This window comes from Halopiger thermotolerans, assembly GCF_054654555.1.
Map to the genome: position 1 here is coordinate 893,199 of NZ_BAAIEU010000004.1, position 25,393 is coordinate 918,591.

At 62.9% G+C, this 25,393-nt stretch carries 31 protein-coding genes and 1 tRNA gene; 7 read left to right on the top strand and 25 right to left on the bottom strand.

Annotated elements, in window-relative coordinates:
- Positions 1-140: 140 nt before the first annotated feature.
- Complete coding sequence (locus tag ACYQ26_RS12115; RefSeq protein WP_459809155.1) at positions 141-2,390, bottom strand: CDC48 family AAA ATPase; 2,250 nt, start codon at positions 2,388-2,390, stop codon at positions 141-143.
- Between the two features lie 297 nt (positions 2,391-2,687).
- Positions 2,688-3,062 (bottom strand): Hsp20/alpha crystallin family protein, encoded by a 375-nt coding sequence (locus ACYQ26_RS12120; protein WP_459809156.1) that lies wholly within the window; start codon positions 3,060-3,062, stop codon positions 2,688-2,690.
- Between the two features lie 150 nt (positions 3,063-3,212).
- Between ACYQ26_RS12120 and ACYQ26_RS12125 the strand changes: the two genes are divergently transcribed.
- Positions 3,213-3,542: a DUF5798 family protein gene (locus tag ACYQ26_RS12125; protein WP_459809157.1), complete on the top strand. Its 330-nt coding sequence runs from the start codon at positions 3,213-3,215 to the stop codon at positions 3,540-3,542.
- A gap of 256 nt (positions 3,543-3,798) precedes the next feature.
- Entirely contained in the window at positions 3,799-4,779 is a 981-nt protein-coding gene (locus ACYQ26_RS12130) for a PLP-dependent cysteine synthase family protein (RefSeq protein ID WP_459809158.1), read from the top strand.
- Positions 4,780-4,930: 151 nt separating this feature from the next.
- Here the strand turns inward: ACYQ26_RS12130 and ACYQ26_RS12135 are convergent, their stop codons facing one another.
- The 5 genes from ACYQ26_RS12135 to ACYQ26_RS12155 form a co-directional block, all read right to left on the bottom strand.
- Positions 4,931-5,125: a hypothetical protein gene (locus tag ACYQ26_RS12135; protein ID WP_459809159.1), complete on the bottom strand. Its 195-nt coding sequence runs from the start codon at positions 5,123-5,125 to the stop codon at positions 4,931-4,933.
- Between the two features lie 152 nt (positions 5,126-5,277).
- Entirely contained in the window at positions 5,278-5,697 is a 420-nt protein-coding gene (locus ACYQ26_RS12140) for a CoA-binding protein (protein WP_459809160.1), read from the bottom strand.
- 105 nt (positions 5,698-5,802) lie between these two features.
- Positions 5,803-6,426 (bottom strand): RAD55 family ATPase, encoded by a 624-nt coding sequence (locus ACYQ26_RS12145; protein ID WP_459810747.1) that lies wholly within the window; start codon positions 6,424-6,426, stop codon positions 5,803-5,805.
- 160 nt (positions 6,427-6,586) lie between these two features.
- Entirely contained in the window at positions 6,587-7,447 is an 861-nt protein-coding gene (locus tag ACYQ26_RS12150; RefSeq protein ID WP_459809161.1) for a geranylgeranylglycerol-phosphate geranylgeranyltransferase, read from the bottom strand.
- 139 nt (positions 7,448-7,586) lie between these two features.
- Positions 7,587-7,766 (bottom strand): DUF7511 domain-containing protein, encoded by a 180-nt coding sequence (locus tag ACYQ26_RS12155; RefSeq protein WP_459809162.1) that lies wholly within the window; start codon positions 7,764-7,766, stop codon positions 7,587-7,589.
- 182 nt (positions 7,767-7,948) lie between these two features.
- Here ACYQ26_RS12155 and ACYQ26_RS12160 point away from each other — a divergent pair.
- Positions 7,949-8,023, top strand: a tRNA-Arg gene (locus ACYQ26_RS12160).
- A 548-nt stretch (positions 8,024-8,571) separates the two neighbouring features.
- Here ACYQ26_RS12160 and ACYQ26_RS12165 read toward each other — a convergent pair.
- Positions 8,572-9,663 (bottom strand): hypothetical protein, encoded by a 1,092-nt coding sequence (locus tag ACYQ26_RS12165; RefSeq protein ID WP_459809163.1) that lies wholly within the window; start codon positions 9,661-9,663, stop codon positions 8,572-8,574.
- Positions 9,664-10,573: 910 nt separating this feature from the next.
- Between ACYQ26_RS12165 and ACYQ26_RS12170 the strand changes: the two genes are divergently transcribed.
- Positions 10,574-11,503, top strand: a complete 930-nt coding sequence (locus ACYQ26_RS12170) for a hypothetical protein (RefSeq protein ID WP_459809164.1) — start codon at positions 10,574-10,576, stop codon at positions 11,501-11,503.
- Positions 11,504-11,517: 14 nt separating this feature from the next.
- Here the strand turns inward: ACYQ26_RS12170 and ACYQ26_RS12175 are convergent, their stop codons facing one another.
- From ACYQ26_RS12175 to ACYQ26_RS12220, 10 genes are all read right to left on the bottom strand, one after another.
- Positions 11,518-11,889: a hypothetical protein gene (locus ACYQ26_RS12175; protein WP_459809165.1), complete on the bottom strand. Its 372-nt coding sequence runs from the start codon at positions 11,887-11,889 to the stop codon at positions 11,518-11,520.
- Between the two features lie 58 nt (positions 11,890-11,947).
- On the bottom strand, positions 11,948-12,436 hold the full coding sequence (locus ACYQ26_RS12180; RefSeq protein WP_459809166.1) for a hypothetical protein: 489 nt from the start codon (positions 12,434-12,436) through the stop codon (positions 11,948-11,950).
- 19 nt (positions 12,437-12,455) lie between these two features.
- Positions 12,456-12,821 carry a hypothetical protein gene (locus ACYQ26_RS12185; RefSeq protein WP_459809167.1) on the bottom strand — a complete coding sequence of 122 codons (366 nt, stop codon included), beginning with the start codon at positions 12,819-12,821 and terminating at the stop codon, positions 12,456-12,458.
- A gap of 6 nt (positions 12,822-12,827) precedes the next feature.
- On the bottom strand, positions 12,828-13,205 hold the full coding sequence (locus tag ACYQ26_RS12190) for a hypothetical protein (protein ID WP_459809168.1): 378 nt from the start codon (positions 13,203-13,205) through the stop codon (positions 12,828-12,830).
- 189 nt (positions 13,206-13,394) lie between these two features.
- Complete coding sequence (locus tag ACYQ26_RS12195; RefSeq protein ID WP_459809169.1) at positions 13,395-13,676, bottom strand: hypothetical protein; 282 nt, start codon at positions 13,674-13,676, stop codon at positions 13,395-13,397.
- Positions 13,651-13,911, bottom strand: a complete 261-nt coding sequence (locus ACYQ26_RS12200) for a hypothetical protein (protein ID WP_459809170.1) — start codon at positions 13,909-13,911, stop codon at positions 13,651-13,653. The genes ACYQ26_RS12195 and ACYQ26_RS12200 overlap by 26 nt, the downstream gene beginning before the upstream one ends.
- Before the next feature lie 11 nt (positions 13,912-13,922).
- Positions 13,923-14,162, bottom strand: a complete 240-nt coding sequence (locus tag ACYQ26_RS12205; RefSeq protein ID WP_459809171.1) for a hypothetical protein — start codon at positions 14,160-14,162, stop codon at positions 13,923-13,925.
- Entirely contained in the window at positions 14,152-14,418 is a 267-nt protein-coding gene (locus ACYQ26_RS12210; protein ID WP_459809172.1) for a DUF2080 family transposase-associated protein, read from the bottom strand. Before ACYQ26_RS12210 ends, ACYQ26_RS12205 begins: the two co-directional genes overlap by 11 nt.
- 186 nt (positions 14,419-14,604) lie before the next feature.
- Positions 14,605-15,669, bottom strand: coding sequence for an AlbA family DNA-binding domain-containing protein (locus ACYQ26_RS12215; RefSeq protein WP_459809173.1), 1,065 nt, complete (start codon positions 15,667-15,669; stop codon positions 14,605-14,607).
- Positions 15,670-15,924: 255 nt separating this feature from the next.
- The gene (locus ACYQ26_RS12220) at positions 15,925-16,353 is read right to left on the bottom strand and encodes a universal stress protein (protein ID WP_459809174.1); all 429 of its coding nucleotides are present in this window, start codon (positions 16,351-16,353) and stop codon (positions 15,925-15,927) included.
- Between the two features lie 145 nt (positions 16,354-16,498).
- On the opposite strand from ACYQ26_RS12220, the gene ACYQ26_RS12225 reads away from it, so the two are divergent.
- The 3 genes from ACYQ26_RS12225 to ACYQ26_RS12235 all read left to right on the top strand — a co-directional run bounded on the left by ACYQ26_RS12225 (position 16,499) and on the right by ACYQ26_RS12235 (position 18,021).
- Positions 16,499-16,714: a hypothetical protein gene (locus ACYQ26_RS12225; protein WP_459809175.1), complete on the top strand. Its 216-nt coding sequence runs from the start codon at positions 16,499-16,501 to the stop codon at positions 16,712-16,714.
- A 448-nt stretch (positions 16,715-17,162) separates the two neighbouring features.
- On the top strand, positions 17,163-17,378 hold the full coding sequence (locus tag ACYQ26_RS12230) for a helix-turn-helix domain-containing protein (RefSeq protein WP_459809176.1): 216 nt from the start codon (positions 17,163-17,165) through the stop codon (positions 17,376-17,378).
- Complete coding sequence (locus ACYQ26_RS12235; RefSeq protein ID WP_459809177.1) at positions 17,365-18,021, top strand: HTH domain-containing protein; 657 nt, start codon at positions 17,365-17,367, stop codon at positions 18,019-18,021. Before ACYQ26_RS12230 ends, ACYQ26_RS12235 begins: the two co-directional genes overlap by 14 nt.
- Before the next feature lie 150 nt (positions 18,022-18,171).
- Here ACYQ26_RS12235 and ACYQ26_RS12240 read toward each other — a convergent pair whose 3' ends face one another.
- The 7 genes from ACYQ26_RS12240 to ACYQ26_RS12270 form a co-directional block, all read right to left on the bottom strand.
- Complete coding sequence (locus tag ACYQ26_RS12240; RefSeq protein ID WP_459809178.1) at positions 18,172-19,086, bottom strand: hypothetical protein; 915 nt, start codon at positions 19,084-19,086, stop codon at positions 18,172-18,174.
- Between the two features lie 34 nt (positions 19,087-19,120).
- Positions 19,121-20,122 carry a hypothetical protein gene (locus tag ACYQ26_RS12245; protein ID WP_459809179.1) on the bottom strand — a complete coding sequence of 334 codons (1,002 nt, stop codon included), beginning with the start codon at positions 20,120-20,122 and terminating at the stop codon, positions 19,121-19,123.
- 57 nt (positions 20,123-20,179) lie between these two features.
- Complete coding sequence (locus tag ACYQ26_RS12250) at positions 20,180-20,821, bottom strand: hypothetical protein (protein ID WP_459809180.1); 642 nt, start codon at positions 20,819-20,821, stop codon at positions 20,180-20,182.
- 2 nt (positions 20,822-20,823) lie between these two features.
- Positions 20,824-22,191, bottom strand: a complete 1,368-nt coding sequence (locus tag ACYQ26_RS12255; RefSeq protein ID WP_459809181.1) for a DNA primase — start codon at positions 22,189-22,191, stop codon at positions 20,824-20,826.
- A 138-nt stretch (positions 22,192-22,329) separates the two neighbouring features.
- On the bottom strand, positions 22,330-23,679 hold the full coding sequence (locus ACYQ26_RS12260) for an outer membrane protein assembly factor BamB family protein (protein WP_459809182.1): 1,350 nt from the start codon (positions 23,677-23,679) through the stop codon (positions 22,330-22,332).
- A gap of 8 nt (positions 23,680-23,687) precedes the next feature.
- The gene (locus ACYQ26_RS12265) at positions 23,688-24,062 is read right to left on the bottom strand and encodes a DUF3209 family protein (RefSeq protein ID WP_459809183.1); all 375 of its coding nucleotides are present in this window, start codon (positions 24,060-24,062) and stop codon (positions 23,688-23,690) included.
- A 67-nt stretch (positions 24,063-24,129) separates the two neighbouring features.
- Complete coding sequence (locus ACYQ26_RS12270) at positions 24,130-25,368, bottom strand: CbiX/SirB N-terminal domain-containing protein (RefSeq protein WP_459809184.1); 1,239 nt, start codon at positions 25,366-25,368, stop codon at positions 24,130-24,132.
- Positions 25,369-25,393 lie beyond the last annotated feature (25 nt).

The window sequence follows — 25,393 nt, forward strand, 5'->3', positions numbered from 1 at the left end:
CGTCGGGTCCGCCTCGGTCGGGTCCGCCGACGGACGAACCGAGATCGTCGCCGAGGGGCTCTCCGAGGACGTTCGACGCGCCGGACGGCTCGAATCGCTCAAGAACGGAGACGCCGACGGGGCGAGTGCCGGTGACGCCGTCAGGCCTCGCCGGCTTCGGCGCCCTCGATGACGGACTTGAGGCCGCCGCTGTCGCCCTCGAACCGGTCCTCGCTATCCGGCGTCACGCTCTCGAGCGCCCGCTCGAAGTGGTTGGCGGTGAGTTCGATCGCTTCGACGTCGCGGTCCTCACCGGCCGCTTCGGCTTCGACGTGCTCGCGGACGGCGATCGTCGCGGCCTCGCGGCAGACGGCCTCGATGTCGGCGCCGGTGTACCCCTGCGTCTCGGCCGCGAGTTCGTCGAGGTCCACGTCGTCCGCGAGGGGTCGGTCGCGGGTGTGGATCTCGAAGATTTCGCGGCGGGCGTCCTCGTCGGGTTCGCCGACCGCGACGTGGCGGTCGAGGCGGCCCGGGCGGAGCAGGGCGTCGTCGATCAGTTCGGGCCGGTTCGAGGCCGCGATGACGACGACGTCCTCGAGTTCCTCGAGCCCGTCGAGTTCGGTCAGCAGCTGGGAGACGACGCGCTCGCCGACGTTCGAGTCGCCGGTCCCCGAGCCGCGCTCGCTGGCGATGGCGTCGATCTCGTCGAAGAAGATCACCGTCGGCGCGTTCTCTCGGGCCTTGCTGAAGACCTCGCGGACGCCCTTCTCGGACTCGCCGACGTACTTGTCGAACAGCTCCGGCCCTTTGACCGAGATGAAGTTCGACTGCGACTCGTTGGCCACCGCCTTCGCGAGCAGCGTCTTGCCGGTGCCCGGCGGGCCGTGCAGGAGGACACCCTTGGCGGGCTCTAAGTTCACCCGTTCGTAGGCGTCGGCGTATTCCATCGGCCACTGGACGCTCTCGCGAAGCCGTTCCTTGGCCACCTCGAGGCCGCCGACGTCGTCCCAGGAGACGTCGGGGACCTCGACGAAGACCTCGCGCATCGCGGAGGGTTCGATCCCCCGCAGCGCGGACTTGAAGTCGTCGACGGTGACCTCGATCGCCTCGAGCACCTCGGCGTCGATCTCCTCGGACTCGAGGTCGAGGTCGGGCCGGACCCGCCGCATGGCGGTCATCGCGGCCTCCTTGGCGAGGTTCTCGAGGTCGGCGCCGACGAAGCCGTGGGTGTTCTCGGCGAGCCGGCCGAGGTCGACGTCGTCGGCGACGGGCATGCCGCGGGTGTGGATCTGGAGGATCTCCTCGCGGCCGTCGGCGTCGGGCGCGCCGATCTCGATCTCGCGGTCGAACCGGCCCGGCCGACGGAGCGCGGGGTCGATCGCGTCGACGCGGTTGGTCGTGCCGATGACGGTGATCTCGCCGCGCTCCTCGAGGCCGTCCATCAGCGAGAGGAGTTGCGCGACGACGCGCCGTTCGGTGTCGCCGGTGACCTCCTCGCGCTTGGGCGCGATGGAGTCGAGTTCGTCGATGAAGACGATCGCGGGCTCGTTCTCGGCGGCCTCCTCGAAGACCTCGCGGAGCTGCTCCTCGCTCTCGCCGTAGTACTTCGACATGATCTCCGGCCCGGAGATCGTCTGGAAGTGGGCGTCGATCTCGTTGGCCACCGCACGGGCGATCAGTGTCTTGCCGGTGCCCGGCGGACCATGCAGGAGGACGCCCTTCGGCGGCTCGATACCTAATGTGCGGAACAGTTCGGGGTGGCGCATCGGCAGCTCGATCATCTCGCGGACCTGCTCGAGCTCCTGGTCGAGGCCGCCGACGTCCTCGTAGGTCACCGTCGGCGTCTCGGCGGCGTCCTCGCTCTCGAACGCCCCCTCGGCTTCGACCGCGAGCTGATCGGATTCGCGCTCGGCGATCTCGATCTCGGTGTCGCCGCCGACGACGACCGTGCCGCCGGGCTCGGTGTCGACGACGGTCACGGGGAGCTGCCGGCCGGCGCGGCTCGAGAGCAGGCCGAAGCCCAGCGACAGCGAGAGCCGGTCGCCGGGGCTGACGGCGCGCTCGGAGAGCTTGTCGCGCAGGTAGGAGCCGAGGTCGCCCTGCACGCGGACGTTCTCGGGGAGCGCGACGGTGACGCGCTCGGCCGGCTCGACGTCGGTCGGTTCGACCGTGACGGCGTCGTCGACGCGCGCGCCGACCGCCTGGCGCAGTTGGCCGTCGATGCGGACGATGCCTCGACCGGTGTCCTCGGAGCGGCCTGGCCAGACCCGCGCGATGGCCCGACCGTCGGGGCCCTCGATCGCGACGAACTCGCCGCTCGAGACACCGAGTTCGTCCATCCGGTCGCGATCGATCGCCGCGAGACCACGGCCGGCGTCTTTCCGTTTGAGCGGTTTTACGCGGAGTCGCATGGGTGATCACCTCGAGCGTGACTGTGCGACGGGGTTCAGTTGCAGCCGAACGGGGATGCTCGTCGGCGCGCGACTCGAGCGCGAAAAAACGCGGCCGACCGATCGACGCCGGGTCCATGTGCGCCGACGAGGGGCAGTCGGAAGCGGGACTGGTTCGCCGGGACGGAATCGGGTGCCCGGGGACCGATTCACCGGCGACGAGGCGGATTCAGCGGCGGGCGACGCCGGGCGGCGAGGCGCCGGGCCGCGAGCGGGAGGGAGGACGACGATGGGACGACGGCCCGGCGGTAGCCGGCGTTAGCTACCGCCCTCGAGCGGGATCTCCTTGCCGCGGGTGGTCGCGTCCGCCGTGGGGAGACGGACCTCGAGGACGCCGTTGGTGTACTCGGCGCTGATGGACTCGTCGTCGACGGTCTTGGGGAAGCGGAACCGACGGTGGTAGGTCTTCTTGCGGCCGCGGTCGTCGTCGACGTGCTCGGCGGCCACGTTCAGGACGCCGTCGTCCCACGCCAGCTCGATCTCGTCGGTCTCGAAGCCGGGCATGTCGATCGTGAGGACGAACTCGTCGTCCTCCTCGTACAGTTCGTAGTCGTTACCGCCGGCGTCGCCGAACAACCGGGACGGCATCTCGAGGCCTTGCATCCAGGTGCTGGGCGCGCTCGCTCGCACCATGGTGATCACCTCGAGTTCAGTTGATGATTGACAGCGGTTCGTGATAAATCTGTCGTTCCATGAGGTGTGTTATCTCATTAGTGAGCGGAACCACGCTCGAGGACCGCGGGGAGGAAAAGGCCCATTATCCGGCCGACACATCGCATACGTATGGGACTCGGCAGCACTGCAAAGAAGCTTCAGGGACTCTCGGAACGGGCCGAGGCGATGTACAAACAGGTACAGAAACTCCAGGAGCGGATCATCAGCCTGGAAGAGGAGATGGACGACACCCACGACACAGTCAACCGGATCGACCACCAGTTGACCGAACAGCGCGAACTCCTGCTGGCGCTGGCGGAGGAGCAGGGGATCGACGGCGAGGAAATCCTCGCCCAGGCGGCGATCGACGAAGTAGATGTCGAGAGCGAGGACGACGGGTCCGACGCGACCGACGGCGAGTCGGCATCGGCCGACGCCGGCGAGACGACCGCCGAGTAAGGGTCGACACGAACGGACGGACACCCGCCGAACGGCCGCCCGGCTCCGCTTTCAAAAAGCGACCAGTTGTGAACGACCGTCGCTTTGGTCGATGCGGGCGTCGATCCGAGAGGCGTCGCATCCGGCCGCGACCGCGTTCTCTCGTCATCGGGCCGGCCGGCGTCCGCTTTCTGACGGCCGCCATCGTTGCGTGAGGGCCTCGCACGCGTCGGGCGGAACGACAAACCTAACAGCAGTGGCAACTTTTGCCAGAACAATGACCACTCACGAGCAGCCGTTGGAGTCGGTCCTCGAGACGATCGGCCGCACGCCGCTCGTGCGGCTGCAGGACGGGCCGGACGACGTCCGGATCTACGCGAAACTCGAGACGTTCAACCCCGGCGCGAGCGTGAAGGATCGGATCGGCCGCTACATGCTCGAGGCGATGCTCGAGCGTGGCGACGTCTCCGCCGGCGGGACGATCATCGAACCCACCGCCGGGAACACGGGGATCGGACTCGCGATCGCCGCCGAGCAGCTCGGCCTGGACGCCATCTTCGTCGTCCCCGAGCGGTTCAGCGTCGAAAAACAGCAGCTGATGGCGGCGTTAGGTGCGGAGATCATCAACACACCGACCGAGGACGGGATGGGCCGCGCGATCGAGCGCGCGCACGAACTGGCCGCGGAACTCGACGACGCGGTCGTTCCCCAGCAGTTCTCGAACCCGCTGAATGCCGAGGCCCACTACGAGACCACCGCGCCGGAGATCTACGAGGCCCTCGACGGCGAGGTCGGCGCGGTCGTCGCCGGGTGTGGCACCGCCGGCACGCTCATGGGACTCGCCGAGTACGCCCTCGAGCGAGATCCCGCCACCCACGTCGCGGCCGTCGAACCGGAAGGATCGATCTACGGCGAGGCGATCGGCGAGGACCGCGAGGAGGGCGAGTACAAGATCGAGGGGATCGGCACGCACGACCTCGAGACCAACGAACTCTTCGACCCGGACCTCGTCGACGACGTCCTCGCGGTCGCGGACGAGGCCGCCCACGCGGAACTCAAACGCCTCGCCCGCGAGGAGGGCCACCTGGTGGCCTCGAGCGCCGGCGCCGCCAGCGTCGCCGCGAAACGCGTCGCCCAACAGATCGCCGACGGTGACCTCGAGACGCCCCACGACACCGTCGTGACGATCTTCCCGGACTCGAGCGAGCGCTACCTCTCGAAGGGGATCTATCGCTCGTTCGAGGAGTGGAGTTCCTGACCGAACCGGAGTCTACGCCGGACGACGAGACCGGGGCGACCGAACGCGAGACGTCCGCTGACCGCGACCCGTCGCACGATCGGCGACGCCGCCGCTTCGACCGCGGGGCGCCGAACCGCCTGGACCGCCGCCGTTCGACCGCCAAGACCCCTCAACTCGAGGTCGGCGTCTGGTGAAGCGTCGTCGCGTCGACGACGTCTAACTCGTCGTCGCGCTCGGCTTCCCAAACCCGGAGGACGAGATGCGCCTTACAGTGGTGCTCGACGAGTTCCATTCCCGTCTTCCGGTTCCTGAGCACGAGTTGGCAGGTCCCGTCGTTCGAACAGCTCCCGGACCGGTCACACATGGGTACTGGTAACGCGTACTCCTCTTGCGGATAAGTCTCTGTCGGTCAGTATCATCGCTGAGAGGCAGCCGTTGGCGCTTCCGGGCGTGAGACGGCTCGATCCCCGCTCGAGGGCCGCAGAGGACCGTCGGGTTCGATTCGCGCCACGCCGCTCAGGCGACCAGCCGCCGGTGCTCGACCATCATGCAGCGATCCTGAACGACCTCGCGGCCCGCCTCGATCGCCCGCTCGGCCGCCGCGTCGTCCCGAATTCCCTTCTGCGTCCAGACGACCTTCACGTCGTCGCGCTCGAGCGCCTCGTCGACGATGTCGCCGACCTCCTCGCTCGGCCGGAAGAGACAGACGACGTCGATCTCCTCGTCGACGTCGGCGAGGCTGTCCCGCGCCGGCCGCCCGAGAATCTCGTCCGCGAACGGGTTGACCGGGATCACCTCGTACCCGCGCTCGTCCAGGTAGGCGGGAATGTCGTGCGCCGCCTTCCCCGGCGTGCTCGAGCAGCCGACGACCGCGACGGTGTCGTACTCGAGGATCGATCGAACGTCGGCATCTGACTCGACGGATTCGACGGCCATACGCGGTATTAGCGATGCCGGACGTATATAGTCCGGGCCGCGGCGAACGGGTCCTCGTCCCCGCCGAGCTACCGCTCGCGCCGCCGGTCCGCCGCTCGACCGCCGTTACGTGAGCCCGGCGGTTCTGATTTCGGGATCGTCCCCGTCGCCGATCTCGACGATGCCGTCGAACAGCTGTTTCAGCGTGTTCATCGTCTGATCGTCGTGGGCCGTCGAATCGATGACGTAGACGCCCATCGCGTCGGCGCTCTGGATCCGTCCCGTGAAGACGTGGAGGAAGCGAAAGACGGTCTGGAGATCCGAGTACATCAGCAGCGTCGACACCGAATCCAGCAGGACGCGGTTCTCGGTGACGTCCCGACCCTCGTAGAACTCCCGGAGGAACTCCGAGAGCTTGATGCCGATTCCGGTCATGTCGACCGGCGAGGAGGCGTACTTGATGCGGGGATCGTCCTCGACGGCGCCGATCCCGCGCTGTTTCGTCACGCAGTCGACGATCCCGATCGTGGCCTCCTCGAGCTCGAAGTCGTCCTCGTCGTCGAACCGCTCGAGCACCTTGTCGGCGCTGTCCTTAGTCGTCACGACGATGGAGCCGTCGCCCCGACCGGCCCCGTTCGTGAGAATCTCGTAGGCGAGTTGGCGTTTCCCGGTCAGCGGCGGACCCGCGATAAGGACGTTCGTCCCCGGATCGAGTTCTGTGTCCGGAAGGACATCTACGAGGTCATACATAATGCTCATGTTCGTCTCAGCCGTGGCGACGCCCACTGCTGGCACCGCTGTCTCCGTCGTGCGTGATAGGAGAATACGGGAACCGGTTTAAAATCTTTTTGATTAGTTGTCAATTAGCGCTGGCCATTCCGAACGGCAACGGAAATCGTGAGCCACGTCCTCACACTCCGCTGACCGCGGGTACCGCACGACCGACGATGAACGCGAGCGCCGCCAGAAACATTCCGTACTTGAGATGAGACTGGCCGGCGGTTGGATCGTCGAAGCTCTCGGCGGTCGCGTAGAGCATGACCGCGTCCGCCGGCACCACGACGAGCAGGTACGCGACGCCGAAATACCCCAGCAGGTACGGGAGCGGACTCGCGAGCACGGCCAGCGCGAGAAGGGCGAGGCCGAGTCCGACGGCGCGTCGCTCGCCGACCGCGATCGGTAGCGTTCGCAACCCCTCTGCGCGGTCACCTTCGACGTCCTCGACGTCCTTGACGATCTCCCGCGTGAGCGTCGCGATCGCCGCCAGCAGGGCCAGCACAAGGGCCGGTTCGACGTCGCCATGCTCCCCGACCGCCGCGGCGCCGAACAGGAACGTGCTCCCGACGAGATAGGCGACGACCGCGTTACCGACCCCGGGAAGCCCCTTGAAGAACTCGGTGTAGGCCACCAGCGCGAGGAGGTTGACGACCGCGATCCCGATCGCGAGCACCGGCAGCGTGACCGCCAGTCCGATCGCGATCCCGAAGAGGACGAGGCTGTACGCCAGCGCCCCGCGGGCGCTCACCGCCCCCCGCGGAATCGCCCGTTCGGGTTGGTTGATCCGATCGATCTCCCGATCGAAGTAGTCGTTGATCGCGTTGCCCGCGCCGACCGCCAGTCCGGTCGCCGCGACCGCAGCCGCGACCGCGACGGGCGCCTCGGCCATCCCGCCGGCGACGAAGGCCCCGATGAACGTCAGGACGCTCGCCGCGATCACGTTCACCGGCCGCAGCAACTCGAGCAGCCCGCGCACCGTCTCTCCCGCAGTCATTTCGTTGCCGGGAGTGCTCAGGCAGGCCGGTTAAACGGTGCGATCCGGCCCGCGTTCGAGACTGCGTCTCGCGGCGAGCGTCCGTCGTCTTCGACATCGCGTTCGCCGACGGACGATCCATCCGCGGATCCGACGTCGTCTACCGCCACTCCTCGAGATCGCAGAGGGTCTCCGCCTCGACCGAGATCCACTCGCTCACCCGCTCGTCGCCGCTGGCGTCGACGGGAACGGCCGTCCAGAGCCCCTCGTCGGTCAGTAACTCGAGCGGTGCGGCGCGGTCGTACCCATCGTCCGCGACGGGGGATTCGTTCACCGTCATGTGCGTTCCTACGGCCGCCGTATAAAGAGCCGCGCCGATAATTTCCAGCGGTTGGGAACGTGAGACCGAGATGAGGGGGTTGTGCTCGAGCAGCAAGTCGGGACCGAAGCGGTGTGTCCACGTCTGTCGGAATGGGTGAAAATCGAGTCACTTATACGGACCCGTCGGATACGATATGGCGAGGGCGCTTAGCTCAGTCTGGACAGAGTGCTTGGCTTCGGACCAAGTTGTCGCGGGTTCAAATCCTGCAGCGCCCATGATTTCATACACGGCGGTAATACCGGAAATCGCCTGACGGCGGCGACTTCTTGGATCTCTTTATAAGGGCTTATTCCCCTCATTCCTCTAGCCTGCGTGAAGTGACCACTCACTTCATAATCGGCAGACGGCGGCGACTTCACCGAGTTTATTTTTAAGCCGTGGATCATGGGCGCGTCGACCTTTCGTAACAGAGTGTTACGAAATGCGGAGCCATTCGTCACACCGCGGTTGGCGTCGTGATCCGAGTTCATCCGTCCACGTTATGCGGGTCCGTCCCGTCCCTCGATTCCGTACATCCAAACCCAACACCGCTACTTATAATGGTACGCACTAGCACACCCGCCGACAATAGAATAATATACTGGGTTCAACACGCCGTGTTATCGGTGGTTCGAACGGTGAGACGCCGGTCCAAAACTCCCTACAGCTGATACCGGATTTCACGACCAGTTTAAGTACTGCCGCGCGCACCAGCACTCGACCTACCAGCTGCGTGTTATTGTTGCGGCCAATCTATCTGTCGCGCGCCACGATCCGTCTCTGGTTAGCGTTCTTTTCCGCACTCGGTACAGACCGTCGTGAATCCGAGTTCTTCCCAGACGTGGTCACACTTGGGGCGTCCGTCGTCCGGAGTAGCATCTACTGCGTGGTCGATTACAACACGGTCTGGCTCAAGCGTTATTGTCGCCTCACACTGTGACCAGAAACACGTACACCACTCCCTCCCATTGTAGTTTACTCGCCAGTCATGGCTGTGGACCGTCGGCTTTTCGCCTTTTTCTTCAATCCGCCGGGGTGAAACCGGTTTCTCCACCGTCTCCAAATTATAGACAAGTTCCGCATCTTCCTCGGCTTCTGAGTGCGGTTTTGGCCGATAGAATTGCTGTCGCTGTGGATCATACACTCGGTTTTCAGCACAGAGATCACACCGGATACACCGCCTCCGTTTCTTTATATCCACAAATACGTGTGAACAGTCTGGAATCGGATCTTCCCGCGTAAACTGTGGTCGTTCTTCCTCATCGTCATTTCTGTCTGTCTGATCCCTCCCGGTGAGCGATGGCGGCTCATCCTGATACGGTGAATACGCCTCTTCACTCCCGGTGTTGAACGCCACCTCCAGCTGATCAATCAGGAATCGATCGTTCTGGAAATCGTCTGGTGTCGCCCAGTACACGCTGAAGTCTTGCGACAGATAGTCGTGAGTCGTTGCCCGAACATTCTTTCCTTCGTTCCGGTATTGGACCTCGACGATGATCCCTTGGCCGAAAAATCGGTTTTCCTCGGTGAACTCAAGGTACGCATCGGCCCGGCGCTGATCCGCAGCTGTCTCGGTATCGTTCACGTCCACTCCAATCTCTGGTGCACACCGCGCATACTGCCCCTCATACTTCTGGCGGAGTGCAGAGACCGCGAGCGACTTCAGCTTCCGATGTGTTTCCGACTCACCCGCGGATACACCATCACATCCACCTGCATTGCTTCCGGGGGGATGGAAGAAGTGTCGGGCCGTCCCATCTTCAAATGGGCCTCGGACCTGCATCCGCTCAGAGCAGGTCGGACAGACCACATCTTCACCATCATCTACTTCCTCGGGGAGCACAGTCCGATCTTCCCTGTGAGCGATGAACGGCATTAGATATCACACCGATTAACGCTGAGGACTAAGGTTCATGACCGTAGTGAATAGGATGGCGGCGGTGACGATGAGGCCGCCGATCACTGCTCGGTATTCAGCAGAGCCGGGGATCGCGGAGAGTGCGTAGAGGCCGACGAACGCTACAGTCCAGACGATGAGTGATGGAACAACCCCCGCTGAAGACATGCTGGTAAGTTAGCTGTATATAATGTTAAAACCTCGGAGAGAACTGGCTACTAACTGATCCATGTATCTCGGGATTGATGGAGTGGAGTCCGTGACTCTCTCCATACTTCCACTTCGAACTATCAGACTTTTGCTCGATTCTCCTCTAGAAATCAGTAAGATGGAAGAACTTTCATGTATGCTGATCACGAATTTCCGATAAATGGAGATAAGTCGGCGTCAAGTACTCCGTAGTTCGACCGCAGTCGCTACTATATCCTCTTTCTCGCCACAAGATTCTATCAGTAGTGCGTCCTCATATTCTTGCCAGCCCTTCGGCCAAGCAGACCGGCCGACACCCACGGAGCCAGACGAATTCTCCCACGAGGCCGTCGTTACTGAGGCGTACGGCAAACTGGTTCTCTCTGAAGATCGGCCGTACTGGGCCTTCCCTGTATGCTCGCCTTCAGACCCAATTACGATTGAATACGAGGTCCGACCTGAGAATAGCACGTCCACGCCAAGCATCCTTGTCGTTGATGGTGACGGCCTAGACGAGTACCAAACGAAAATTGAGCCTGCCTCGATAACCACTGGCCCGGTCTTTTCCACAACAACCATCGACCCTCCTATCATTGATCCATTTGAGATTCCTACAGGGATCCGCCAGAACAACATCCATCCAGGGAATCTCCCTGATCGCGGAAAACACAACCAACCATGGACTGAAGGATCAGCTGCCATGGATCTTCATACGGTCTCCTGCTTAAACTCATCTGATTTCGGGCCAGTAGCAGAGGCCCATACTATTGAGCCCGGTCAGTACTACATGGTATTCGACTGGACCGACGACGTTCTTCAGTCGACATCTGACGATGAAACCACCGTCCACGTTTCGCTTCGAGCATCGCATCCGACGGAAATTCCGGCAAGCGACACTGTACCGGCAGCTCTCAAAACATTGTATAACAGCTTCTCGGCTGAGTCGTCGGTATCAGACGTAGTTGTCCCTCTTGCTGAAGCTGTTTGTTCCGGGGTCCCGGATGAGCTCCACGATCTGCCGGTTTCTGAAATTAATCAAGTTGCTCCGCAGGCAGGGCAGCTCGTTGCTGCTGTCAATGCTGTTCTCACCATCCTAGGTCAGGAACTCGAGTATGCTCCAGCGTTCACGCAGTCGCTTGTCAATCAGGCGTCGGCTTTGACTCGGTGGGGGATGTCGGCGATCCCAGTCGCCAGTAGTCTTACTCAACTCCTCGATGATGCCTGTAAGGTTGCACATGCGTCTCCAGACACGGTTACTGATAGTGTTGAAAATCTGTTGATGAGTCTGGGAATTTTTGTGGCGGATTTGGCGCTCGCGAAATACGGGTTGACTGCGCGGATTGCCCGCTTCGCGACGGGTATGGCTCACAAGTACCTTCTCGGATTTCTTGCTCGAGTGTTCGGCCTAGAAACGTACTTGTTACTGTTACGAGAAGTGTATACGATAACGTTGGGCGGTATCAAGGCCGTGATAGGACGGATCAAAGATGTCACGAAAGAGATCGGCCGACAATATGATTTCCTCTCTAAGGAAGAGGTTGAAACAGTGCAGGAGATGGACGAGGATTCGCTGCTATCCCTGAACATGGATATTGACTGGTTTAGTCTGAATCCGGAGTGCAGTGTTTAACGCTGACAGTGCCCTTATCTCCAGATACCAAAGAAATAGCTAATCGCAGCCGAGATAGCACCAACACCACGGACTACCTTTGTAAGCACTTCAAGGCCGATTGCACCGAGAACGCCACCGAATACAGGATCAACTACCGTTGCTATTCGGACTAGCGTACTGAACTGGAAGAGATCGATAAGAACCACGGCACTGGTGAATAATGCAAAGTCTTCGACCGTTGCAATGCCGTAGTTATGCAGGATCACGAGGCTCGCGAGGCCGATGACAAGGAGCAGCACCAGGTAGTCACGGCCATGTTCGGTAGCGTTCTCAGGATCGCTTGTTGGCCACTCTTTGAGGAAGTTCGCTGTTTGAATCAGCGATTTTAACAATCCTGGTGACATTCGCTCGTTCGTTAACTAAGCAGATACAGTGTCATAAGTTTTCTCACAGTTCTATCGATCACTGCTTCTTACTTGCCCATCCACAGTCGGGGCACTCGCTCCACGTCCAGAGATCGGGTTCAGTACCGACGCCGCGGGCCTCTCCCGGTGTTTTCTTCGCCGACTGTTCTCGTACGTTCGCCCCGCACTCCGGACAGGTGGGACGCGGATACTTTTCTCGTAGTTCCTGCTGGTGTTCCCGGTATGCTTCTTCCCGGTATACGGTGTAGATGTGGCCGGTTACGTCGTTGCCGTGGACGTCGCGGATGGCTTGCCGCCATGCCTCGACCGACGCAAACCCAGACTCATCCACGTAGTGCGACTCCATTTCATCCATGTCTGGCGAGGCGTTCCACGAAATCCCGGCGATCACTGCGTCAAACTCTTTCGGCCCGGTCCGACTCCGCCGAATCCACACCGGACCGCTATCCCGTTTGTTAGTGCGGAACGTGTAGACCTTACCCTCGTCCCGGAGCTGGCGGAAGACTTTGTCCCGACTGAAAATCATGGGTAGTCTCGGCCGGTCGTTAGCCATGTTTCTTTGCCACCTCCAATAGGTCCAGCATCAGGCCGTCGTTGACGTACTCTTCCGTCGATTCCAGTTCCTCGTCCGGGTGCAGGAACTGCTCGCGGAGTTCGTCGAATGCTTCCTCGTAGGTTTTCACGCCTTCGTTGATCTGGCCGTGTTCATACCGTAGCCAGTCCGCCAAGTATTCGAGGTTCACCCAGCCAAGGTGCCCGAACTTGTGCAACCCGCCGCTGATGTAAATGTCCTCCCGGGATGTGTCGCTGATGCAGTCCTGAACGTGGACTGCAGCGATTGCTTTTGCGTGCTCCTGTTTGTGGGCGTAGGTATCGAACGGGCATCGCTTGCATTTGATCACGTAGCTCATGCGCTGTCACCCCCGTAGGTATGTGCGGCTACAGTCGTAGTGCCGTGTGAACCGTGGTGATCCGTAGATGGCTGCGGCCTCGCCTACATCGAACGGGATGTTCGGCATTACCATCTTCTTCCCCGTTTCGTTGTGGTCGTTGATCTGGGTCGGGCCGTCCACTGTCAGCCATCCGGTCCAGGTCCGCCACCGCGGCGTGTACGTATTGAGCTGTACGACGTTGTGGTTCCCGTATTGGCTGTAGTTCATGTAGTCTGGGTCCTCGTGGCAGGTCACGATGATCGGGACGGGTTGTAGGAAGAACAGCGTCCACCCGAACCCGGCACCGACCATCACGAACACGAGCAAGAGGTAGAACAAGACATCGGGCTGTGCATCGGTCACTGCGTATCACCTTCGAACCGGTGTCGGATCTTCTTGTTGACGTACTCGTCGTTGTTGTCAACCTCGAACTGGGTGTCGTGCCAGTGGTTCTCGCAGTGCCGGCACATCACCGCCTGACACGGACAGGTGTTCCCGTGGCCGTCGTGGTGTTCAAGCGACCGTCCACAGTCCGGACACTCGCGTGGTATCCTAATCCGCAGTAGTATCACCCTCGTCAATGATTTTTCCTTGATTACGCATCACTTCGAGATCGTGTTTTCCAGCGGGCCAGACAAATCCCGCACCGAGCAGCCCGGTGAACAAGAGCATTCCTCCGTACGCGATAAGCGGTTGAGTTGAAGAAAGGTCGCCGAAGATACAGGCCATGACTCCAGAGAAGATGACGCCGATCATGACTCCTTTCGCCTTTGCATATTCCCGCCAGTATTCCTCCTCTGTCATCTCCTTAATTCCTATCACCTTCTGTGCCATTTTCGTGATCGAATTTTTGGAGAGCGACGTAGAACAGTAGTGACCAGGGCACGACGACGCCAACCAATGTCAACAACCCCAGATAGTTGAGGTAGTCCATATTCACGCCGTAACCGCCCTGATTCACCGCCCGTGCCATCGGCCCGTATGCTTTCTCGGTGAGCTGCATCCGCCACGAATCGAAATAAATGCCGACAGCGAACCCGCCGGCCACGCTCACAACAAGTTCGCTCATTTTAGGCCATCTCACTGTGTATCACCATCTGCACCACCGTTCTGGACGATCTCTTCCCAGCACTCCTCGTGGTAAAACTCCTCTATCGGGATACCTCGTCGCATCAAGGAGAGGATCTTATGCAGGGTCGAATTGAATCCCGTGATCTTTGTCACCGCGATATACGGCTCAAAGTCTGAAGCCGACCGGTGCACGATCACCGTATCCCCACAAGCCTCGCACTCCCTAACGGGGTTCCAGCTAATTTCCATCACCCTCTGCGTCAGGGTTCTGTTGCTTATCTCCGACCAGCTCTACGCGGAACGTCTTTCCGCGGAATCGTTTGGGGATGAGGATGTGGGCGCTGTTGCCGCACTTTTTGGCTTCCAGTGTGTCACGCCACTCCTCAGACTCTTCTACCAGTTCTGCCCGGAATGTTTTGCCGTGGAACCGTTTCGGCAGCCGGATGTGTGCGCTGTTCCCGCACGGGTCTGCGGTCCGGGTTTCCACCCACTGCTCCGTCGCCATGAGTACATACTATGTAAGAACATTTAAATAAATGGTCCAGCCACTTGGAACTCCGAACGTTCAGTGTTCACGCTACACGAACAACCCGCCTTCTTCCTTACCTCAGAGCGCCCCCGTCAGGCGGCGCAACCGCGGATAACACCAGTTTGCCACCAATGGCCTGGTCCAATAGGAGAGTGGAGAGATTTAGGACCAATTCTGCTCAATGTATTGGACGGCCTCTGGCGTATCCAACGGGATAGATGAACTCCCATTTCTCACGTATAGAGTCTCGTCACAATAGACTGGTTCAGGAGCGCGGTCAACGCGGACAACGCAGACTTCCTTCTCATCAATTTCTTCAAACTCGATACGAGTGAACAAGGAGGCGAACGGGCTTCCAATCCGACTGGAGATCTCCTGATTAATCTGCCGTTCAAACTCGTCTTTTCCCTCCGGCATCAACTTTAAGTCCCGCTCCAACCCCGTGATTTCCTTGCTGTCGTCTTCCACACCAATCATTAGTAATCCGCCTTCCGTATTCGCAAAAGCACATACCTCTTGGACAGCCTTTTCTTTCAATTCAGAATTTGGTTCATCCTGATGGACATCATATAAGAATGTCTCTTTGTACTCCAAATTGATGTCCTCTTCTTGTCCAATCAATTCTTCAATATTGATCTGTTCCTCCGTTTTAGAACCACTCTCAGCCTCCGCTGCTGACTGTTGTGGCTGCGACTGGGTCTTGTATCGATCTAACTCCTGACGCCCCAACGGTTCTATTTGTAATGCGGTATATGGTGGCGACCCCATTACCAACGATGCATCCACCCATCCCTTCTTTACCATATACCACATATTCAGATCGACAAGATCATCATCGAGATCGAGTTTATCTCGGAAGTCTTCACCATCAAACCGCGCTCCAGGATTATCCCGTTCTAAATCCTCCAATTCATCTAATATGTAATACCGGTGATCAGCTTCTAGAAAAGTGTCACCAGTTGCCTGCTGCAACTCGTCGACGCCCCGCGGAGTGAGACTAATTGTACCGCGTGAATTCAACGCAGGACTATAATCAACCAGGTACTCCTCATCCAAACGATTAAGCGCATAATCCAAATCGGACTCCTCCACGTCGAAATCAATCGTATCGACCACTTCTTCCACAATCGAATCAGTCCCATAGGAGCCGAAGGGACTCTCCGCCTGCGCACCGTACAAAGTTGCCAATATTTCCCTCTTTAGCGCTTCTGTATCAGTCTCGGACATTACCCCCTATATAGTCCCGTCCGACAAAAAACACCCAGTCCTTCCCAAGATAGCCCATGAAATATCAGTTATACAACCATGCTTGATTGGGTGCGAACAACCTGCCTGAAGTCCGCCGAAAACCAGTCGAAAACACGCCGCCAAAAGAGAATCGTAACGGGCTGTTACACAAGCCTGCAGCGCCCATCCTTCTGCGGGTTGATACGGATCCAAGAGCCTTTGCGGAGGTATTTCACATTCGTTGATCGATCGGTTTTAGTCGTCATCCACGACGAGCACCGGCCGCGCTGCTTGGCGAACGACGGCGTCGACCGTACTTCCGAGCAACGCGCCCTTGAACGACGAGCGTCCTCGAGAGCCGATGACGATCACGCCGACGTCCCGCTCGTCGGCGTAGGACAGAATCTCCTCGTGCGGGACGCCGGTGCGGATCGTCGTCTCGACGGCCAGCCCCTCAGTTTCGGCCGCCGCCTCGAGATCCGCGAGCACCGACTCGGCGCGCTGTCGCCGTCGCCGGTCGGCCTCCTCGGGGTCGACGATCGCGTTGTCGTACTCGGTTCGGCTCTCCAGTACGACGATCCCGTAGAGGGGAACGTCGAACCGGCGGGCGAGCGTAATCGCCTGGTCGACCGCCGCTCCAGCGGTGTCGCTGCCGTCGGTCGCGACGAGGACCGAATCGTACATGGCTACCGGTTGGGGCGCCAGGGAGAAAGCAGTACTCCCGGGGTGAGATTGCCGGCGGACCGGCGGCTACGACCGCGGTCGCCGCCGCGCGGTTCGCGTCGTCGCGAACGTCGACACCTATATGGAAGCGGTTCCAAGGGCCGGTATGGAAGAGGAAGTCCCGGTAACCCGTCGCGATCTCGGGTTGCTCGTCGGTATCTCGGTCCTCGGTGGCGTCGTCATCGCAGCCGCGCTGTTACCGCCGGAACCGTCGCCGCAGTTTCTCAACGCCGTGATGGTCGGCACGATGTTGGTGTCGTTCTTCCTGTTTATCCCCGTGATGGGGGTCCGGATGTTCATCGAGGAGGGGGCCGAGGACTGAGCCCGGACGAGACGACCGCGGGTCGACGACCGGTCGCCGCCGTCGCTCCGTCTCGGTACCCACGTGCGTTAGAGCCACGGCTATGGCGGTGAGCTCTTACGTGGGATCGCGGTCGAGCGGATGATCGGTCCGAGACCGTCCTCGACTGGCCGCTCGAGCGGTCACTCGTGGACATCCCTTCGGTGGTTCGATCGTCGAGCGCCGCGTGTTTCGAGTCGCTTCCCGGCGAGACGTGGGACCGAGCTCGCACTGGGAAACGCTTCGAGAGTTTGCCTCGGTGTATCGAATACGAGACCGGTTCTTGACGAGCGCTCGAGTCAGATTCGTCTCCGGGTAACCGTATTCAATATTATCGGGTAATGACGGCGCCTGCTGCCGATATTATGACCCTTGTTCCCACGGAACAGACAATCTTTATTCCTCCCTTCGTTGGCGACTCAGACGGATGATGTCCACGAGCGAACAGCTGCTGACGACGCCGGACGACCTCGCATCGCCGACGACCAAACTCGTCTATCTGGTCCTCCAGATCGAGGGGCAAGCGACGGTGACTGACCTTCAGCGAGGGCTCGGGCTGTCGAAGCTCACGCTGTTGCCCGTTCTCGAGTCGCTCCGCCAGCGAAACTACGTCGAACGAACGGAGGGGGGCTATGCAAGCTACTGAGCGCCGCGACGCCTCGTCCCCCGCGGTCGCGATCGATCGGAAGGGAGAGTATCGGATCGACTGCTACGTCCGCGGGGCCGTCCCCGGGCCGACTCGCGAGCGGATCGCCGCCGTTACCGCCCGCCTCCAGCGGTTGCACGCGTCCGACGTCGTCGCCGACTACCGGGTGCGCCAGTGGCCGCCGGAGCGCCACGTCACCGAGTCGAGCGAGACGACCGCGGTGTCGCGGTCCGAACTCGTCGACGCGTTCGAGCGGTGGGCCGACGACTGCGGCCACTCGCTCGAGCCGGCGTTCCGCCGCCGGGAGCGTCCGGCGTGGCCGCTGGGTCGGGAGGACGGCCAGACGTGCGAGCGGGTCCGCGTGCCGGTCGTGGCGCTGGCCCTCTACGCAGACGAGGATCGGACGGCGTCGGAACCGGCGCTGGACCGCGACTCGGAGTCGGCGTCGGGACCGGACCTGACCGCAGAGGGGCTTCGGGGCGTCGTTCCCTACACCGAGCGCGCACGGGCCGGAGACGGGCGGACGTACTCCGTGGGTGAGTGGCTCTCGGCGGTCGAATCGGCGTGGCGCGAGGATCTCGTCGCCGCCTCCGACGCTGACTCCGAGCCCGAACGGCGATCGGTTCTCGGCGGCCCCCGATGACGGCGGCCGCGATCGAACGCTCTGTGGACCACGATCGCCGGGTCGGGACCACGGCCACGGTTGACCGACCGATTCCGACAGCTGGCAGTGATTCACGACCCGCGACGGCCGGTAGTCGATGACGAGACGAGGGACGACGACGTTCGACGCTCACTTCCGGTTCTTCTTCGGCATCGTCGAGAACCGCGCCAGGCCCTTCATGTCGGCCCGCTTCGACGGCGGCGGCGCCACCGTCGAGCGACGGGCGGCGCTACTCGCTTCCCCGACCCCGCCTCGATCGGTTTCGGTTCCGAAGTCGTGCTCGAGGAGGCCGTCGTCCGCTTCCTCCGTTTCCTCCGCTTCCTCCGGTTCGGCGGCCGAATCCGCGGTCTCGTCGTCCGCGGCGTCGGCATCGGTCGCCTCGGCTTCGCTCTCGTCGGTCTCGACCGCCGAACTCGCCTCCTCGAGTCGCGCTCGCAGGTCGGCGACGTCGTCCCCGAACGAGCCGAGCGACGACTCCATCGACGACCGTAGCTTCTCGCTGAGCGCGTCGGCAGTCGACGCGTCGGTAGATTCCTCGCCTGCGGTATCGGCCTCGTCTTCGTCGCCGTCGGCCGAACCGGATTCGTCCGCGGGGGATCGAGAGTCGGACTCAGATGCCGCGTCCGCGTTCGTGTCCGCGTCTACATCTGCGTCTGCGTCGGTCGTCGCGGCGCCGTCGCCGCGATCGATGCGCTCGCGCAACTCGCCGACGGCGCCGTCGAGTTCGTCGCCGCGGTCGGCCAGGTTCGCGAGATGGAGGAGCCGTCGGAGATCTTCGACGGCGTCCGGGTCGCCCTTCGCGATCGCCTCCGGAATCGAATCGGGCTCGGTGCCGTCGGGCAGCGTCTCCAGCCCGAACGCCTCGAGGAGCGCCTCAGGGTCGGACGACTCGACGATCTCGCTGGCGTCCTCGGCGGCCGCGACGACGTCGCTCGTCGGCGATCCGTCGTCCGCGGCGTCTGCGTTCGACAGAAGCGTCCCGCTTCCGGCGGTGGCGGCTCGATTCAAGACGTCCGTAATGCGGTCGTTTCGGTGTTCGTTCATGGGTTTTGAAACCGTTCGCCGTCTGCGCGTTCGCTCATCCGTCCGCTGAATCCGAATCCGTCTTCCCGTCCGAATCCGCTGTTGTCGCTTCGGTTTCGTCCTCGTCGGTGTCGGCGGGCTCCTCGTCCGCCTCGTCCTCGTCCGTCACGGCGTCGATGATCTCGTCGGTCATCTCATCGCGGCTGAGGTTCGCCTTGACGTCCACGTCCTTGGCGATCGACTGGAGATCGTCGTACGACATCATCCCGAGGAAGTCTTCGAGCGTCTCCCGTCTGAGGTTCTCGAGGTCGTCCGCCGAGGGTTCGGCAGCCGCGTCTTCTTCGTCGGGCGCCTCCTCCGTTTCGTCGGCTGCCTCCGCCGCTTCGTCGGCCGTCTCGTCTCCTTCGTCGGTCGCCTCCGCCGCTTCGCCCGCCTCGCCTTCCGCTTCTGCCGCCGACTCGTCTTCGTCCCCGCTCTCGTCGTCGCTCTCGAGCAGCTCGTCGACGCCGGTCGCTTCGCCGGCCGATTGGGCCGCCGACTCGACGGCGTCTCGAGCGCTGGCGGCTTTGCCTTTGGCCTCGGATTCGGCGTCAGCGTCGTCCGCCGCTTCGGCTTCGGCCTCGCTCTCGTCGGCGGCCGTACCCTCGGCTTCCGACTCGCTCTCGCCCCCGCTCTCGGACAGCCCCTCGAGGCTACCGCCCTCGGCGGCGCTCCGCGCCAGCGACTGGAGCGACGACGTCGCGTTGTTTTCTTCGACGGTCTCCCGGATCGCGTCGCGAATCGCGGCCGTCAGAGCCGCCCGCATCTCCGTGCTGTCTTTCCCCTCCTCGACTCCCTCGGCGATCGACTCGTGGACGCCGCGACCGATCGCCGCGCCAAGTTCGCGACCGACGCGTTCGCCGAACTTGCGACCGACCGCAGCGCCGACCTCGCCGCCGTCGAGGCTGTCCTCGAGGCTGCCGTCGCCGAGCATATCGGCCACGTCGAGCTGGTCGCTCACCTCCTGCGTCACCAGTTTCTTTAGTCCACTCTCGTTCCCGCTTTCGCTCTCACTCATCGCGCTCACCTCGAGGCGTGATCGATCGTCTGCCGTCGAAACGAATCCGTGCCATGGTCACTCCTCCTCGGCGGCTTCGACCGTTTCTTCGTCCGCGTCCTCGGTTTCGCCGTCCGATTCGTCGGCATCGTCGCTCGCTTCGGTCTCGTCCGTCTCACCGTCGGCGTTTTCAGTATCGGACGCGTCGTCGTCAGCCGACGATTCGTTCGTCTGCTCGTCGGCTCCCGATTCCGTTTCCTCCGCCGGTTCGTCCGCGCCTTCGTCGGAGTCAGTTTCGTCCGCGTCCTCCGATTCCGCGTCTTCGTCGTCCGTCTCGGCGTCTTCGTCCTCGGATTCCGGTTCGTCCTCGTCGGATTCGACATCGCCGGTCCCTTCTTCGTCCGTTTCGGCGCCCTCGTCGCCGTCTTCGGCACCTCCCTCGTCCTCTTCGATGGCTTCGGACGGCTCGTCGGACTGAAGCAGTTCCTCGACGACCATATCGCCGAGCGCCCGGCCGATGGATTCGCCGACCTTCCGGCCGACGAGCGCCCCGATCTGGGCGCCGAGGGCTTCTCCGAGTGGCTTGTCCTCGTCGATCTCGTCCTCCCACTTCGTGCCCTCGATGAGCTCGTTGATGTCGACGTTCTCGGCGAGTTTCTCGTAGTCGATCCGCTGCGTTACTGCCTGGGTTCGGGACTGGGTGTCGGATTCCTCGCTCATCGTCATGCAGCCTCCTGTGTCGCGTCGGGTCGTTCACCCGTCTCGTCTCGTTCGTCCGCCGGTTCGAGCTGCTCGAGCAGCTGCTGTATCACCGTTCGAACGATCGTCGCCACGATTTCTTCGACCGGTAAACTCGGAACGAGACTGGCGAGCATTCCTTTCAACCGACCGCCGGCAGCGGCGAGTGGCCCCGGCGATTCGGCCGGTTCTTCCTCGGTCTCGTCTTCGCGTTCGCCTTCTTCGGACTCCGCCTCCGTCGGCGTCTCCTCGTCCGCCTCGACTTCGATCGGCTCTTCTTCCTCGGTCGCCGGTTCCTCGTCCGGCGCTTCCTCCTCGGCACCGCCGAAGAGTCCGCGGAGCCACTTCACTGGCTTACCGAGGATCTCCTTCATCGAAGTGAGGAGCGAGGAGAGCCGTCCGCCGGATTCCGCTTCCGCCGCTTCCGCTTCGCCTTCGGCTTCTTCGCCGCCGCCCATTCCCAGCAGCTCCAGCAGCTTGTTGAACAGTTCCGTTGGCTTGCTCATCAAGTTGCTGAGGGCCTCTTTGGACTTCTCGAGCAGGCCGCTGAGCAGGTCCTTGGCCTTCCCGGGAACCTTCTTGAGCAGCTCGATCGGCTTGTTCAGCAGCTCTTTCGCCTTGTCTATCATTGCCCCGGGACCGTCCAGCAGTCCTGTCACCGCGTCCAGCAGATTCCCGACCAGGTTGTTCTCGCCCGACCGCGCCGAGATGTCGAGCTGGACCGGGTTCAGGTTGACCTCGAGGCCGAGCAGGTCGAGGAACAGCCCGTCGAGATCGAGGTGCAGGACGCCGGACGCGTCGTCGCCCTCGTAGACCGTTTCGGCGTCGTCTGCGTGGCCTTCCGCGCGATTGTCCTCGGTGAACTCGCCAGTATCGTCGCCGACGTCTGGTTCCTCCGCTTCTTCCTCGACTTCCTCGGCTTCCGCTTCTTCCGGTTCGTCCTCTTCACCTACCTCCTCGAGCTCCGCTTCTTCGGCTTCTTCCTCGGCCTCCTCGTCGCCTTCGTCGACGTCCTGCTCTTCTGCTTCCTCCGCGAGGTCTTCTGCGTCCGTTTCCTCGGCCTCCTCGTCTTCAGCCTCAGATTGCCCGGATTCAGCTTCTTCCGCCAGTTCCGCTTCTTCGGCGTCCTCGCCTTCGGTTTCCACTTCCGTTTCCTCGGCATCGTCTTCGTCGGCCTCTTCTCCTTCCGGTTCCTCGTCCGGCTCCGACATCTCCGGCTGACCGCCGTCGGTCATCACCCTGCGCTCCGTTCGAGTCGGTTGGTCACTGCCGTGACGGTCGCTCGAGGCGTCCGCGACCTCCACGAGATCGGGACAGTCCTCGGAACCGTCATCTTCTAGGTGCTCTGTCATTATAGCGGAAAAGACGAGGGTTGGCGTTGTGGTGATTTCCCTTGCGTGTGCGGCTTACCGCCGGGCGTTGGCGGGTTTCGAGAACTGACGGAAAACAGAACGGCGGAACCGTTCGATCGAGTCGATCGTCTCGGAATCCTACTTGAGGGCGGTCACGTGCAGTGCGTACTCGCCGCGTGTCTCGCCCTCGTCGTGGTACGCGACGGGTTCCTCGATCGCGGCGAGAGTCCCGCCGCTGACCGTCGCGGCAGTCGCGATTCCTGGAAGTCGCTCGAGGCCCGCCGGTCCCGACTCGAGGTCGTACCACCGAACGGCGTGGGTCTCGGGGTCGCGGACGCGGAAGTTCTGGGCGCAGGGAGCGACGAGCCGATCGTCGGCGGCGGCAAGCCCGTGGACGAAGCCGCGAACCTCGTCGTCCCAGCGTAACGCGCCGTCGGCGTCGAACGCGGCGATCCGGTGCTCGTTCGGATGGCGGCTCTCCGTCTCGCGGCTCGCTTCGGCGTAGGTGTTGCCCGTCACGAACGCGATTCGGCCGTCGTTGGCGTACGCGTGGTTCGGATAGGCGTAGAGCGTCTCTCCGTCGATTTCGGTCGGGACGGCGAGGTCGACCCGCCAGCGCTCGGCGCCGCCGGGTCCCAGCAGGTAGCCGTGCTTGTCCCCGTGGCTCGCGACGGCGACTTGCTCGCCGTCGATCGAGACGTCCCCGACGCGGCGGTCACCCTCGGTGCCGGGATCCCACGTCCACGCGGGGTCGCCCGACTCGGCCTCGAGGACGACCAACCCGACATCGTGGTCGCCCATGCAGCGGTTGTAGCCGATCGCGAGCCGGTCACCGTCGGCGGCCAGGTCCAGCGCGATCGGCGAGGCGTCGGTCTCGTACCGCCAACGCACCGTCCCGTCGGGCTCGAACCCGTAGATCGTACTGTGCCACTGGCGGGTCTCGCCGTCGCGCTCGTAGCGCCGCGCAGCGGTGTAGAGCCGTCCGGTCGCCGGATCGGCCTCGAGGGCGACGACGTAGGGGAGGTAGAAGACGCTGTCCCTGGTAGGGTCGCCGACGTCGGCGGCGGTATCGTACCGCCAGCGGCGCTCGCCGGTGTCGGCGTCGTAGACCGCAATCGTCCCCGCTTCGCCGCGGCCGGCGACGACGATCGCGTCGCCGCCGTCGGTACCCTCGTCGGTTCCGTCAGCGTCCTCGAGCGACGCGATACCCACGGCGTGCTCCGGATGGGTGACGGTCCATCGGGGTTCGGGCTCGGCGTCGGAGTCGGCGCCGGACGACTCGCCGTCGTTGCCCTCGAGCGCTTCCGCGCCGCGCTCATAGGCCGTCACGGTGCCGTCCCACCGACCCGCGACGATGAGATCGTCGGTCGCGTGAACCGCCGAGCGGGTCCACATGTGGCGGCTGCGTGCGGGTTCGATCTCGCCGAGCGAGACGCTGGCGAGGTCGCTCGAGCGCTCGGATACGGCATCGGATTCAGCGTCGGCCATCGTCCGGGTCACTCGTCTTCGACCGGGAAGGTCTCGTGGAGGGTGTCGTGGGCGTCGCCGAGGCCGTCGACGATGTGGTCGCCCTGCGCGCGCAGTCGCTGGACCGCGCGCTCGGCGTCACGAACGGCCAGCAGCCGCCCCCGCGTGTAGTCGTACTCGGGGTCGTCGCTACCCATCGCGGCGACCTCCTCCTCCAGATCGACGAGGGCCGCGTCGAGGTGGCGTTCGATCTCGGCGAGGCTCTCGGCGTTGGCCAGCCCCTCGATCGGTCCCTCGAGGTGGCCCTCGAGTTCCTTCTCGGCGTGGTCGCGGGCGCTCTGGTCCCCGACGCCGAGGACGTTCATCAGTCCGAGTCGCAGCGCTTCGATTTCGTGGCAGCTCATGGTTTGGTGTGGTGAATTGGTGGAGTCGTGTCTTTCGTCTCGAGTGGCAGTTAGCTATCGATGCTCCTTACAGCGTCTGATCGACCAGATCGCTCACGATGCGGTCCCGGTCGAGGTGGTCGGAAACGATCCGCTCGGCGTCCTCGCCCGCGACGTCGCCGTACCAGATGCCGTCCGGGTAAACGGCGACCATCGGCCCGTCGCCGCAGCGGCCGAGACACGACGACCGCGTGATGCGGGCGTCGCAGTGCTCGGAATCCCGCACTTCCTGGCGCAGGCGCTCGAGGACCGCCGGCGACCCCATCTCCGCGCAGGTCTGGTTCATGCAGACCGCGACGTGCTTTTCCGGCGCGTCGTGGCTGTGGGGTTCGTCGTCGACGTCCTCGCGGTCGGCGTGGGCCTCCTGGTGGGCCAGCGCGCGCAGCATGGCGCGGGCGCCGCCGACGTCCTCCTCGTAGCCCTCGAGGTCGACCTTGTACTTGCACGTGTCACAGGACATCTCGACGCTGTCGGTGCGGGCTTCCTGCCATCGGTCGGCGAAGACGTCCAGCAGCCGCGAGTCCGTTCCCAGGGGATCGCCGGCCAGCGCGTCGACGTACGGATAGTCCTCGTCGAACTCCGCGGTCCAGTCCCGAACCCGCTGGGTGAGCACCCCGTCGCCGAGCATGTAGGGGAGGACGACCACGGCGTCGGGCCGGTGCTTCGAGAGCCCGTGGAGGGTGTCCTCGAGCGTCGGCTCCGTGACGCCGATAAAGGTCGCTTCGACGCGGTCGAACGCGCGACCCTCGTAGAGCAGCCGGGCGAGTTTGTGCACGTCGCCGTTGGCGTCCGGGTCGCTCGAGCCGCGGCCACAGAGGACCACGGCCACGTCGTCGGCCTCGCGGTCGACGCCCAGTTCGGCCTCGACTTCGGCGGCGCGGTCATCCAGCAGGTCCAGGATGGCCGGGTGGATGCCCAGGTGGGAACCGTTGGAAATCTCGAGGTCGTACTCGGCGCGGGCCTGCTCGATCGCCAGCGGCACGTCGTTTTTGACGTGGCTCGCCGCAAAGAGCGAGCAGTGGACGACCGTCACCCGGTCGGCGACCGGTTCCAGTCCCGCGAAGGCCTCGTCGATCGCCGGCTCCGCGAGCTCGAGGAACGCGGCGTCGACCGGGATGCCCAGCCGCGACTCGAGGCCGGCGGCGAGTTCGCGGACCTGCTCGTTTGACTTCTCGCGGCGGGAGCCGTGCCCGATCAGGAGGACGGCCTCGTCGTCGAACGCGGCGGTCGAACCGGGCGCGGCTTCGTCGGGTGTCGGTGTGCTCATCGTATCGTAGCGTTCCTCGTAGGTG